The organism is Microbacterium sp. 11MF, from assembly GCF_000383475.1.
In the GTDB taxonomy this organism is placed as follows: Bacteria; Actinomycetota; Actinomycetes; order Actinomycetales; family Microbacteriaceae; genus Microbacterium; species Microbacterium aquilitoris.
Genome location: NZ_KB911459.1, coordinates 200,467 through 213,074 on the forward strand (window position 1 = coordinate 200,467; position 12,608 = coordinate 213,074).

Below are 12,608 nucleotides of genomic sequence, written 5' to 3' on the forward strand. Positions count from 1 at the left end.
GGGGCGGTCTCCGGTCAGAGCAAGCAGAGCATCGCGGCCACGCCGCTTCGTGCGACGGCATCCGCCTCGGGCAAGGTCCTGACGACGCTGAAGGCCGGCACGAAGGTCACCGTTTCCGACACCTTCGGTGCGTGGCGAGCCGTCACCGCCGGCACGACGAAGGGCTGGATGCGGGACTCCGAGCTGAAGGCGGTATCGTCGACGCCGGCCACGGTCGTCAAGACGACGACGGCCGCCCTCAACTTCCGGGCGACCCCGTCGGCGTCCGGCGCCAAGATCAGCGTCATCCCGAAGGGGACGAAACTGACCGTGACCGGCACCTCGGGTGTCTGGCGCAAGGTCACCTACCAGGGCAGGACGGGCTGGGTGAGCGGCGACTTCCTGCGCTGATGATCCGAGGGTGCTCAGGAACCGTCGGATAGGATGATCGACGGCCTGAACGGCATCCGCCGCTCCGCGGTACCCGCCTTCGCAAGGAACCCCGTGACACAGATCGATTACAGCGCCTTCGACACGCCCGGACGTGGTCGCGGACTCCTCGACGTCTTCGAGTACCGCTACCTGCTTCGGCTGCTGATCGGGAAGAGCACGGCGCTCCGCTACCGCAATTCCGTCCTCGGATGGTTCTGGTCGTATGTCCGACCGACGGTGCAGTTCCTCGTCTACTACATCGTCATCGGCGAGATCCTCCAGGTCCACAAGAATGTCCCTGCCTTCCCGCTGTACCTGTTCAGCGGGCTCGTGCTCGTGAACCTGTTCAACGAGACCCTCGGGGCCGCGACGCAGTCGATCGTGAGCAATCGCGCCCTGGTGCGCAAGATCTACCTCCCGCGCGAGCTCTTCCCGCTGGCGGCGATCATCGGCGCCTTCACGCACTTCCTCCCGCAGCTGGCCGTGCTCATCATCGTGAGCCTCCTGTTCGGATGGCTGCCGAGCTTCGCCGCCGTCGGGCTGGTCCTGCTCGGCATGCTGCTCGTCCTCCTCTTCGTGACCGGTCTCGGCCTCTTCTTCGCGGCGGTGAACGTCCGCTTCCGCGATGCGAGCAACACGGTCGACATCATCCGGACGATCGCGACGTGGTCCGTGCCCGTCCTCTACACGTGGGCGATGGTCTACCACCGGACCGAGAACTTCCGCTGGCTCTTCCACGTCTGGCTGTCCAACCCGCTCGCCGTCGCGGTGGAGATGTTCCACCACGCGTTCTGGGGGGCGCTCCCCGTCGTGAACGCCGCATCGCCGGTGCCCGACAACCTCGGGTGGCCGCCGCAGTTCGAGTGGCATGTCGTGGCCTCCGTCGGTGTCATCCTCGTGACGCTGTTCGCCGGTCAGTTCGTCTTCCGTCGCGCCGAGCGCACTTTCGCCCAGGACCTGTGATGTCGACTCGTAACGCCACCGAAGCTCAGCCCCGCATCATCGTCGAGCACGTCTCGAAGTGGTTCAACAAGCGCTCCGCGCGGTCGCTGAAGGACGCTTTCATCGGCGTCGTCAAGCGGCAGTCGACGCGCTCGCGCCAGTTCCAGGCACTGAACGACATCTCCTTCCAGATCGGGGAGGGCGAGTCCGTCGCAATCATGGGCCTCAACGGCTCGGGCAAGTCCACGACTCTGAAGCTCGTCTCCGGAGTCCTCGAGCCCGACGAAGGCCGCGTGTTCACGCGCGGACGTGTCGCCGGTCTCATCGAGGTCGGCGCCGGCTTCCACCCCGACCTCACGGGCCGCGAGAACGTCTTCCTGAACGCCGCCATCCTCGGGATGACCGAGAAGGAGACGAAGGAGCGCTACGACGAGATCGTCGAGTTCAGCGGCATCGGCGACTTCATCGAGCAGGAGGTCAAGCACTACTCCTCCGGCATGTTCATGCGCCTGGCCTTCAGCGTCGCGATCCACGTGGAGCTCGACGTCCTCCTCGTCGATGAGGTGCTGTCCGTCGGTGACGCGCCCTTCCGGGCGAAGTGCGAGGCGAAGCTGCGCGAACTGGCCGACCAGGGCGTCACGATGATGATCGTCAGTCACAGCAAGAACATCGTGAAGAACCTGTGCTCGCGCGGCGTCGTCATCCGCAAGGGCAACGTCGTGTTCGACGGTCCCATCGACGACGCCTTCGCCGAACTCGAACGGGGCTGATCCGCCGCGCGACCGTCCGGCTCAGCCGAGGAGGTCGCGCAGCGAGTCGCGCCATTCGCGCGGCGCGAAACCGGTGGCCTCGATCTTCGCGAGATCGAGCACCGACCAGCGCGGCCGCGGCGCCACGGGCCCCGTCGCCGAGGCGAAGTACTCGTCGGTGCTGACACCGGTGACCATGTCGCGATCGTGTCCCGTGAGCTCGAACACCTCGCCCGCGATCTCGGCCCACGAGGCGGGACCTCCCGCCCCCGTCAGGTTGTAGGTGCCGAACGGGGCGCCGGTCTCGACCAGGTGGCGGATGCCGCGGGCGATCTCGTCGGTGAAGGTCAGACGTCCGATCTGGTCGTCGACGACCGAGGGGGCGACGCCTCGCTCGGCGAGGGTCGCCATCGTGCGCACGAAGTTCTTGCCCTCGCCAATGACCCAGGACGTCCGGACGACGTAGTGGCGGGGGACGGTCGCGACGATGGCATCGGCTGCGGCCTTGGTCTGCCCGTACACGCCCAGGGGAGCGACCGGCGCGTCCTCGGCATAGGGGGCATCCGCTGCGCCGTCGAAGACGTAGTCGCTCGAGACGTGCACGAGCGTGATGCCGTTGTCGGTCGCGATCCGCGCGAGCTGCGAAACGGCGGAGACATTGCCCGCCCAGGCGCCGGCGCGATCGGTCTCGGCGGCGTCGACGGCCGTATAGGCGGCGGCGTTGACGATCGTGCCGTAGTCGCGCCACCGGCGTGCGTGGGAGAGGTCGCCCGTCAGGTCGAGCTCGGCTCGACCGGCGAAGTCGACGCTCGGGTCGCCGTCGTACGCGGCGCGCAGCGCGAGTCCGAGCTGGCCGTTGGCGCCGACGACGAGTGTCTTCTTCGGCGGGATCGGGACGACGTCGGACAGCCGCGGGTGGGCCAGGTCCTTCGCGGAGATCTCCACCTCGGCCAGGGGGATCGGCCAGTCGATCGCCGCGGTTTCGTCGGCGAGGTTGAGGAACGAGTAGGACGCCTCCGGAGACCAGTGGTCGTTCACGAGGTACGTGTAGGCGGTGTCGGGCTCGAGGGTCTGGTACGAGTTGCCGACGCCGCGGGGGACGAAGATCGCCCGCGAGGGGTCGAGCTCGGCCGTGAACACGGTGCCGAAGGTGGGTCCCTCGCGCAGGTCGACCCATGCTCCGAAGATGCGGCCGGTCGCGACGGAGACCCACTTGTCCCACGGTTCGGCATGGATGCCGCGGGTCGTCCCCACGGCGTCGTTGAACGAGATGTTGTTCTGCACGGGACCGAAGTCGGCGAGGCCGGCGGCGGTCATCTTCTCGCGCTGCCAGTTCTCCTTGAACCACCCGCGGCTGTCGCCGTGCACGGGAAGATCCCACAGGACGAGCCCGGGGATGCCGGTCTCGACGGGCGCGAGCGCTTTACCGAAATCCGTCACGCTCACTGACCCTTGCTGGCGTAGAAGGCCTCGACGCCGTCCTTGGCGGGCGCCCACCACGCCTCGTTCGCCCGGTACCAGTCGATCGTGGCGGCAAGACCCGCCTCGAAGTCGCGGTAGGTGGGCGACCAGCCGAGCTCGGTGCGGAGCTTGGTGGAGTCGATCGCGTAGCGGAGGTCGTGGCCGGCGCGGTCGGTGACGTGGTCGTACGCGTCGGGGGAGTGCCCCATGAGCTGGAGGATGAGCTCCACGACGGTCTTGTTGTCCTTCTCGCCGTCAGCGCCGATGAGGTAGGTCTCGCCGATCTCACCCTTGTCGAGGATGGTCAGCACGGCGGAGGAGTGATCGTCGGCATGGATCCAGTCGCGGACATTCTCGCCCTTGCCGTAGAGCTTGGGACGGATGCCGCGCAGCACATTCGTGATCTGTCGCGGGATGAACTTCTCGACGTGCTGGTACGGCCCGTAGTTGTTCGAGCAGTTGCTGATCGTCGCCCGGACCCCGAACGAGCGGACCCAGGCGCGCACGAGAAGGTCGCTGCCGGCCTTGGTGGACGAGTACGGCGACGACGGGTTGTACGGGGTGTGCTCCGTGAACCGCGCCGGGTCGTCGAGCTCGAGGTCGCCGTAGACCTCGTCGGTGGAGATGTGGTGCAGCCGGGTGTCGTGGCGACGAGCGGCCTCGAGCAGCGTGTACGTGCCGATGATGTTGGTGTCCAGGAACGGACGGGGATCGTGCAGCGAATTGTCGTTGTGGGACTCCGCGGCGTAGTGGACGACGGCATCCGCCTTCTCGAACAGTCCGTCCACGAGCTCGGCGTCGGCGATGTCACCGACGACCAGGTCGACCCGATCCTCGGGGAGCCCGGCCAGCGACGCCTCATTGCCGGCGTAGGTGAGCTTGTCGAGCACCGTCACGGTGTGATCGGTGTGCGCGACGACGTGGTGGACGAAGTTGGACCCGATGAAACCGGCGCCCCCGGTCACGAGAAGGTGTGCCATGGTCAGAAGCCCCTGTTCAGGATGTCGAGGAGATACGTGCCGTATCCGGATTTGACGAGTTTCTCGGCACGGGCGCGGAGCTCGTCGTCGGTGAGGAATCCCTGCCGCCACGCGACCTCTTCGGGCACCCCGATCTTCAGCCCCGTGCGGCGCTCCATCGTGCGGACGTACTCACCGGCATCCAGCATCTGATCGAACGTCCCCGTGTCGAGCCAGGCCGTGCCTCGCGGGAGCACCTGGACCTGCAGCTTGCCCGCGGCCAGGTAGGCGCTGTTGATGTCGGTGATCTCGTACTCGCCGCGCGGCGAGGGCTTCAGGTCCCTCGCGATCTGCACCACGTCGTTGTCGTAGAAGTAGAGCCCGGGCACCGCGTAGTTCGACTTCGGCTCCGCCGGCTTCTCCTCCAGTGAGATCGCGCGGCCGTCCTCGTCGAACTCGACCACGCCGTACGCCTGGGGCTCGCCCACGTAGTACGCGAACACCGCACCTCCGTCGACGTCGTCGAACCGGGCCAACTGCGATCCGAGGCCCGGACCGTAGAGCAGGTTGTCGCCCAGGACGAGCGCGACCTTGTCGTCGCCGATGTGGTCCGCGCCGATCGTGAACGCCTGGGCCAGCCCGTCCGGCGACGGTTGCTGAGCGAACGAGAGCCGTACTCCGAACTGCGACCCGTCCCCCAGGAGGCGCTCGAAATGCTCCGCGTCGTGCGGCGTCGTGATGATGAGGATGTCGCGGATGCCGGCCAGCATCAACGTCGACAGCGGGTAGTAGATCATCGGCTTGTCGTACACCGGGATCAGCTGCTTCGACACGCCCAATGTGATCGGGTGCAGTCGCGTCCCCGAGCCCCCCGCGAGAATGATGCCCTTCATGGCACCCATCGTCCCATAGGGACACGGAGAACCCGGACGGCGAATCCTGGTCGGCGGCGGACCCGCCCTTAAAATGAACGGGTGATCAAGGTCTCCGTCGTCGTGCCCACGTACAAGACGTCCGTCGAGGGCCTCGCCCGACTCGTCGGCTCGCTCGAGCGGCAGACGATGCCGGCGTCGGAGTTCGAGGTGATCTTCGTCGACGACGGCTCCCCGGACGACACCCTGCAGCGCTTGCGGAAGCTGGCGGAGACGCACAGCAACGTCCGGGTCGAGGGGATCGAGAACTCCGGGTGGCCTTCCAAGCCCCGCAACGTCGGGATCGAGCTGGCCCAGGGCGAGTACATCGCGTTCATGGACCACGACGACGAGCTGTACCCGGACGCGCTCCGCGCGGCATACGAGTTCGGAGTCGCGAACAACGCCGACGCCGTCAACGGCAAGGAGGCGCGGACGACGTCGGCGTCGTGGGGGATGGGCACGTACGACGAGGACCGGCCGCAGTCCATCGGTCGGACGGACGTGCACCCGCTGATCCCGATGAACCCCCACAAGATGTACCGTCGCGCATTCCTCAACGAACACGGCATCCGATTCATCGAGGGTGCCCGTGTGCTGTGGGAGGACATCTTCTTCAACGTCCTGGTCTCCCGCCACGCCCGCGTGATCTCGACGCTGACCTCCGTCCCCTACTACCACTGGGTGACGACCAAGGGGAGCGGATCCTCCACCTTCGTCAAGCACGGCGAGGACTTCTGGCGATGGCTGCCGCGGGTCTGCCAATCGATCATCGACGAGCTCCCCGGCGAGGAGAACCGCCTGCAGCGCGAGCAGCTCGAGCTGCATCAGTACGGCAACCGTCTCGTGGGCGTCTTCGATTCCAAGTACGTCACGCGCACGCCCAAGCAGCGGCGGTTCATGTTCGAGCAGGCGCAGAAGCTGCAGCGGGACTTCGACTTCGCGCGTCTCGAGGGACGTATGAACTCCTCCAAGCGGGTGCGCGCGGAGCTCCTCCGCGCCGATCGCCAGGACCTTCTCGAGGAGATCTGCGTCTCCGACGCCGCCGTTCCCGGGTGGGCGCGTGCGACCACGGTGGAGTGGCGGGGCGGCATCCTGCACGTCTCGAGCGACGTGACCTGGGCGGACTCCAAGGGGACCGTCCCCGCTCTGGTGAGGGACGGCGACCGGATCCGCAAGGGACTCCCGACCGAGGTCCGCGACCTCGTGAGCGCCGAGGCGACCGACATGACGGCCGACGTCGACGGGATCACCGTCTCGGGGCTCGTGCGCTCGCGTCGTTCGCGCATCGCCTGGGCGCTGCCGCTCGAGAGCGACGTGCGCGTCGAGGACCTTCCCGACGGCACCGTCCGCGTCTCGGCGACGGCGTCGTTCACCGTCGACCCCGCCGCGGCCGCCTCGGGCGCCCCGCTCGAGGAGGCCACGCACTGGGACCTCCACGTGCACGCTCGCTTCGGCAACAGCTCCACCGATCGTCCTCTGAAGTCGACGATCCCGGCCTCCGTCACGCTGACCGACGGCCGGCTGCACCTCGTCTACCCGAACGACAGCACGAACGCGACGATCATCCCCGGCGGCCAGCGTGAAGCGGTGCGTCGGTTGACGCCCGAGAGCGCCGCTCTCGTCGACGGCGACCTCGTGCTCGAGCTCGCGGGTCACCATGACGGCGCCGGCGAGGTGGAGACCGTCGTCGGCGTGTGGGCCGCGGGGGCGTCCAAGCTCTCCGATCGCCCGGCTCGCCTGCGCATCGCCGACGGCGCGGCGCAGCTCATCGTGCCCGGCGTCGGCGCCGGCACGATCGACGTCCGCGTCGGTGACCGCGCTCCGGGAGGGCCGGGCGCGTGGACCGTGCGTGCCGACAAGGACCGCCGCATCCTCGAGCGCAGCAGCCGACCGTCGACGGACTCGACCCCGGCGTCCGAGCCGACGCCCGCCCCGACTCCGACCCCGACCCTGCGCCGCACCGTGGGCCGCGTCCTCCGCCGGTTCGGACTCCGGTGAGGGCGTCCGTCGCTCAGGGCGTCGCAGGCCCGGTGACGTAGAATCGGCAAAATGCCTGAACAGACAGCCCGTGGCGGCGAACCGACACCCCACGCGCCGGTTCCTCACGTGACCGGGAGTGCGACCATCGACGGCGACGTCGCCGAGATCATCGGGCAGCCCCTCCCGTGGGACGATCTCGCGGGTAAGACGGTGCTCGTGACCGGCGCGGCCGGGATGATCCCCGCCTACGCGGTCTACACGCTCCTCGGTCTCAACGATGTGCGGGATGCCGGGATCACGGTCCTGGCCCTCGTCCGCGACGTCGACAAGGCCCGCCGTCAGTTCGCGGCCGCCGCCGATCGCGAAGACCTCCTCTTCGTCCGCGGTGACGTCCGCCACGCGATCGAGATCGACCGCCCCGTGGACCTCGTCATCCACGGCGCGTCGCCGGCTCGGCCGTCGCTCCACGCCGCGAGCCCCGTCGACACCATCCGCGCCAACGTCACCGGCGCATTCGGACTCCTCGACCTCTGCGTCGCGTCGCCGGGAGCGCGCTTCGTGCTGATGTCGTCCGCGGAGGTCTACGGCCAGCGGGTGTCCGACGGTTCGCTCGTCGCCGAGGACGAGTACGGCTCAGTCGACATCCTCAACCCGCGCGCCTCGTACACCGAAGGCAAGCGGGCCGCCGAGACGATCGCGGTGAGCTACCACGCGCAGCACGGCGTCCCCATCACGATCGCGCGCTTCGGCCACATCTACGGGCCCGGGATGGCCCTCGACGACGGACGCGTCCAGGCCGACTTCACCGCCGACGTGCTCGCGGGTCGGGACATCACGCTCAACAGCGACGGCAGTGCGCGGCGCACGTACACGTACCTTGCCGACGCCGTCTCGGGGATGTTCGCTGCGATCCTCCAGGGCGAGGACACCGCCTACAACATCTCCGACCACGACGGCTTCATCAGCATCCGGGAACTGGCCGAGGCGTTCACCCGGGCACGGCCCGAGAAGGACCTCACGGTGCGCTTCGCCGAGGGCGTCGACCACAGTCGCTACAACTCGGTGAAGGGTCAAGGGCTCGACGACACCCGCCTCCGCAGCCTCGGCTGGGCGCCCCACGTGGGACTCGGCCGCGGCCTGGACCGCACCATCGCATGGCACGAGGAGCGCGGAGAGGGGAACCGGTCGTGACCGACGCAGCTGTGCCCGCGGCATCCGTGGAACCCGTCGAGGCGGAGCAGGTCGTGCGTCCGCGGCCGCCGTTCGACGTGACGGTCGACTCGCTGAGCTGGGAGCGCGCCAAGCTCACCATCCGCCTCAGCGTCGAGCAGGTCGGCCCGTGGACCCCCCTCGAGCCCGAGTGGGGCGAGATCCCGCCGCCGCCCGTCGACTTCCGCTTCATCGACGGCAAGCGCCGCATCCCCGTGCCGTTCACGGAGGTGGCCCCCGGCTCGTTCGAGCTGCACGTCGACGTCCCGACGTTCCGCAACCGGCAGGCGATCCCCAACGGCACCTGGCGGATCGTGATGTTCGCCCACGGTGAGCGCGTCGCGCCCGCCCGCTTCGACGGACGATCCCTGCGCGAACTCGACGAAGGCTCACGGGTCTTCCTCTACGACGGCAACCGCGCCGTCACGACCGTGTCGTTCGGCATAGCGGAGAACTCGGTCGACCTCGAGCGCCTCGATTTCCTCATGCGGAGCTACCACCTGTTCCGCTCCCGTCCGAAGCCGAAGAAATTCCGGCCGATCAAGCGGCTCAAGGCCCTGCTGCTCGGTGCGCCCTCGAAGCAGCGCTACGCCGGACTGATCTACCAGATCATCACGCGCACCGTCGGGGTCAAGCCCGGCCGCATCCTCTTCGCCTCCGACCAGCGCGTCCGCATCGAGGGCAACCTCCGGCGTGTGCAGGAGCGCATCGTCGAGCGCGGGCTGCAGGACCGCTTCGACATGAAGTACTCGTTCCGGCTTCCCCGTTCGGGTGGGTGGGGGACGACCCTTCGGATCATCTACCTGCTGGCGACCAGCGAGATCGTCCTGCTCGACGACTACTTCGGCATCCTCAAGAGCCTGCGGATGGATCCGCGGACCAAGGTCATCCAGCTCTGGCACGCCGGCAGCGGGTTCAAATCCGTCGGCTACAGCCGTTTCGGCAATCTGGGATCGCCGAAACTGTGGCACCCGCACCGCCAGTACACCTTCGCCATCACGGGGTCGGAACACCTCCGACACGTGTACGCCGAGGCGTTCGGCATCGAAGAGGCCGCCGTCATCCCGACCGGCCTGCCGCGCGTGGACTGGTTCCTCGATCCGCAGCGCCGTGACCAGTTCCTCGAGGACTTCGCCGCCGAGTACCCGCAGATCGCCGGCAAGAAGGTCGTGCTGTTCGCGCCGACGTTCCGCGGCCGCTCGATCTACACCGCGTTCTACGACTACAGCCAGATCGACTTCGAGGCGCTCTACGACGCCTGCGGCGACGACACGGTCGTCCTCTTCCGCATGCACCACTTCGTCAAGAACCCGATCGAGATCCCCGAGCAGTACCGCGACAGGTTCTTCGACTTCACCCATTATCCCGATGGGCTGAACCTGCTGCACGCGACGGACGTGCTCATCACCGACTACTCGTCGATCATCTACGAGTTCTCGCTCCTCGACCGTCCCATGCTGTTCTTCGCTCCCGACCGGGTGAACTACGCCGCGACGCGAGGATTCCACCGGGACTACGGCGAGACCGCCCCCGGTCGCGTCGCGGACACCTTCGACGACGTGATCGACGCGCTCCGCACGGGGGAGTTCGAGCAGGAGAAGGTCGCCGAGTTCCGACGCCTCAACTTCGACCGGGTCGACACCGGTGCGGCCGATCGCGTCATCGACTGGCTGATCATCGGCAACCCCGACACCGAGAAGATCACCGAGAGCCCGGTGCCGACAGCGCAGTCCTCGTCCAACACCGCAGAGTCCAGTGAGAAGGACGTCCCAGAAGAGGAGATCGCGTGAACATCGCCATCATTTTCGCCGGCGGGATCGGTTCCCGCATGTCGTCGGCGACGTTGCCGAAGCAGTTCCTCGAGATCCACGGGACTCCGTTGATCGTGCACACGCTGCAGCACTTCCAGGACCACCCTGAGATCGACCGCATCGCGGTGTCGATCCTGCCCGAGTGGCGGGACCGGTTCGCGCGGCTGGTCGCACGGTACGAGCTCACGAAGGTGAACTGGATCGTCGACGGCGGCGCCACCGGCCAGGAGTCGCGCCACCGGGCGCTGCGGGCCGTGGCGAACGAGGCGCCCGCCGACACCGTCGTGCTGCTCCACGACGGCGTGCGTCCGCTCATCAACGCGGACGTCATCTCGGCGAACATCGAGACCGTCCGCGCCCACGGCCCCGCGATCACCAGCACGAAGTTCAACGAGACGATCATCACCTCCGCAGACGGCGCGGTCGACGAGGTCATCCCGCGCGACCACCTCTACGTCGCCCAGGCGCCGCAGAGCGGCCGGCTCGACACCGTCCTCGGCGTCTACGACCAGGCCGTCGCCGACGGGGAGAACGACTCCATCGACACCTGCAGCCTTCTCCGACGCTACGGGCACACCCTGTTCCGCGTGGACGGGCCCCGCTCGAACATCAAGATCACGACGGCGGAGGACTACTACATCTGCCGCGCGTTCTTCGACGTCATCGAGCGCAATCAGATCGGCGGCTGAGCCCGCTGAGGCGGGCTGTGACGCGGCGGGTCAGCCCGCCGCGTTGCGCATCGCGGCGACGTTGACGGTCACGATCTGACCCGTCAGATCGGATGCCGCCACGTTCAGGGTGACCCGCGCCACATCGGCGGGGTCGAGCAGGCTGTCGAGGGGCTCCTCGCCGAAAGCCTGCGTCCGCATCGGCGTGCGCGTGCGCTGCGGGTTGATGCAGTTGATCCGCACCCGAGACAGCTCCCATTCCTCGGCCAGGGCCTGCGTGAGGTTCACGACGCCGGCCTTGGTCGCCGAGTAGGCGCTGTAGCCGGCCCGCCCGCGCGTGTACGAGCTCGACGTGAACAGGACGACCTGTCCGCCCGTCTCGGCGAGGTAGGGGTGGGCTTCGCGGGCCACGATGGCCGGCGCGATGAGGTTCACCTGGATCGTGTCCTTGAGGTCGCGCTTGCGGCTCTCGACGAGCGGCGCGATGCGTAGGACCCCGGCCGTGACGATGACGACGTCGATCCGGCCGCTGCGCTGATAGGCCTCTCCGAGCGCCGCACGGACGGCCTTGCCGGAGCGGATGTCGGTCCCCGTCGAGGACCGACTGAACTCGTGGACGGTGGCCCCGGCATCCGTCGCCTGCTGGACGATGCTCTCGCCGATGCCGTAACTGCCGCCGAAGACCACGACCGTCTTGCCCGAGAGGTCGGGGACGGTCGTCATGCTCTCGAGGGACAGGCTCGCCGACTGCAGCTGGAAGAGCTTGTCGGCGATGTGCACGTCGATCGGCTCGGTGACCTTCATGTTCTCGGCGGTCCCGTCGACGACGTAGATGGGGACCTCGGGAAGGTAGGCGAAGACGACACCGCAGTCGTCCGTCGCCCGGAAGGACGGGTCGGTCGCCGCGATCTCGTACGCCTTGCGGATCGTGCCGAGCCGGAAGGCCTGCGGCGTCTGGCCGCGTCGCAGCAAGGAGCGGTCCGGGATGCCGGTGATGAGACGGTCGGCATCCACCTGGATGATCGTGTCGGCCGAGGGGATCGCGGTGTCGACGGCTTCGTACGTGTCGAGCGCGCGCACGCAGTCCTCGATGATCCGGTCGTCGATGAAAGGACGGACGGCGTCGTGGAAGAGGACCTTTGTGTCGTCGCCCTCGAGCGCGGCGATCGCCAGCTGGGTCGTGTCGTTGCGGGTCTCGCCGCCGGGGAGGATGCGGGTCAGCTTCGCGAAGCGCTCGCTGTCGAGCAGATGATCGAGCTCGCCGATGGCTGCCGCGTTCATCATGATGACGATCTCGTCGATGTGCGGACTGCCCTCGAGGGCTTCGAGGGTGTGCTCGACGATCGCCTTGCCCGCGATCTTGATGAGCTGCTTCGGGATGCCGAGGCCCACCCGGACTCCGATGCCACCGGCCAGGACGACGGCGACAGTGCGGGGTGTGGTCACGGCGAGAGCTCCTCGTGAGTCGGTGCGGACGTGTGCTGACACGCCCGCACCATCCTAT

11 protein-coding genes are annotated in these 12,608 nt (G+C 67.9%); 7 read left to right on the top strand and 4 right to left on the bottom strand.

Annotation, left to right across the window (positions count from 1 at the left end):
- The 3 genes from H286_RS14975 to H286_RS0100925 form a co-directional block, all read left to right on the top strand.
- Nucleotides 1-390: SH3 domain-containing protein (locus H286_RS14975; RefSeq protein WP_028497346.1), on the top strand; the 390-nt coding region annotated here is incomplete at its 5' end.
- 93 nt (nucleotides 391-483) lie between these two features.
- On the top strand, nucleotides 484-1,374 hold the full coding sequence (locus H286_RS0100920; protein WP_026303043.1) for an ABC transporter permease: 891 nt from the start codon (nucleotides 484-486) through the stop codon (nucleotides 1,372-1,374).
- A complete protein-coding gene (locus H286_RS0100925; protein ID WP_018188746.1) occupies nucleotides 1,374-2,123 on the top strand; it encodes an ABC transporter ATP-binding protein in 750 nt (249 codons plus the stop codon). Before H286_RS0100920 ends, H286_RS0100925 begins: the two co-directional genes overlap by 1 nt.
- A gap of 21 nt (nucleotides 2,124-2,144) precedes the next feature.
- On the opposite strand, the gene H286_RS0100930 is transcribed toward H286_RS0100925, so the two are convergent.
- From H286_RS0100930 to rfbA, 3 genes are read right to left on the bottom strand one after another with little or no spacing between them, the layout of a single operon-like run.
- Nucleotides 2,145-3,548, bottom strand: a complete 1,404-nt coding sequence (locus H286_RS0100930; RefSeq protein WP_020096743.1) for a sugar nucleotide-binding protein — start codon at nucleotides 3,546-3,548, stop codon at nucleotides 2,145-2,147.
- Nucleotides 3,545-4,543, bottom strand: a complete 999-nt coding sequence (gene rfbB / locus H286_RS0100935) for a dTDP-glucose 4,6-dehydratase (RefSeq protein WP_018188744.1) — start codon at nucleotides 4,541-4,543, stop codon at nucleotides 3,545-3,547. Before rfbB ends, H286_RS0100930 begins: the two co-directional genes overlap by 4 nt.
- A gap of 2 nt (nucleotides 4,544-4,545) precedes the next feature.
- The gene (gene rfbA / locus H286_RS0100940; RefSeq protein WP_018188743.1) at nucleotides 4,546-5,415 is read right to left on the bottom strand and encodes a glucose-1-phosphate thymidylyltransferase RfbA; all 870 of its coding nucleotides are present in this window, start codon (nucleotides 5,413-5,415) and stop codon (nucleotides 4,546-4,548) included.
- Between the two features lie 81 nt (nucleotides 5,416-5,496).
- Here rfbA and H286_RS0100945 point away from each other — a divergent pair, with 81 nt between their 5' ends.
- Genes H286_RS0100945 through H286_RS0100960 form a run of 4 tightly spaced genes read left to right on the top strand, consistent with a single transcriptional unit; the run spans nucleotide 5,497 to nucleotide 11,125 of the window.
- Nucleotides 5,497-7,434, top strand: a complete 1,938-nt coding sequence (locus H286_RS0100945; RefSeq protein ID WP_020096744.1) for a glycosyltransferase family 2 protein — start codon at nucleotides 5,497-5,499, stop codon at nucleotides 7,432-7,434.
- A 51-nt stretch (nucleotides 7,435-7,485) separates the two neighbouring features.
- On the top strand, nucleotides 7,486-8,607 hold the full coding sequence (locus H286_RS0100950) for an NAD-dependent epimerase/dehydratase family protein (protein ID WP_231370864.1): 1,122 nt from the start codon (nucleotides 7,486-7,488) through the stop codon (nucleotides 8,605-8,607).
- Nucleotides 8,604-10,415: a CDP-glycerol glycerophosphotransferase family protein gene (locus H286_RS0100955; RefSeq protein ID WP_020096746.1), complete on the top strand. Its 1,812-nt coding sequence runs from the start codon at nucleotides 8,604-8,606 to the stop codon at nucleotides 10,413-10,415. Before H286_RS0100950 ends, H286_RS0100955 begins: the two co-directional genes overlap by 4 nt.
- A complete protein-coding gene (locus H286_RS0100960; RefSeq protein ID WP_018188739.1) occupies nucleotides 10,412-11,125 on the top strand; it encodes an IspD/TarI family cytidylyltransferase in 714 nt (237 codons plus the stop codon). Before H286_RS0100955 ends, H286_RS0100960 begins: the two co-directional genes overlap by 4 nt.
- Nucleotides 11,126-11,155: 30 nt before the next feature.
- On the opposite strand, the gene H286_RS0100965 is transcribed toward H286_RS0100960, so the two are convergent.
- Nucleotides 11,156-12,550, bottom strand: a complete 1,395-nt coding sequence (locus tag H286_RS0100965) for a bifunctional cytidylyltransferase/SDR family oxidoreductase (RefSeq protein WP_018188738.1) — start codon at nucleotides 12,548-12,550, stop codon at nucleotides 11,156-11,158.
- Nucleotides 12,551-12,608: the final 58 nt, after the last annotated feature.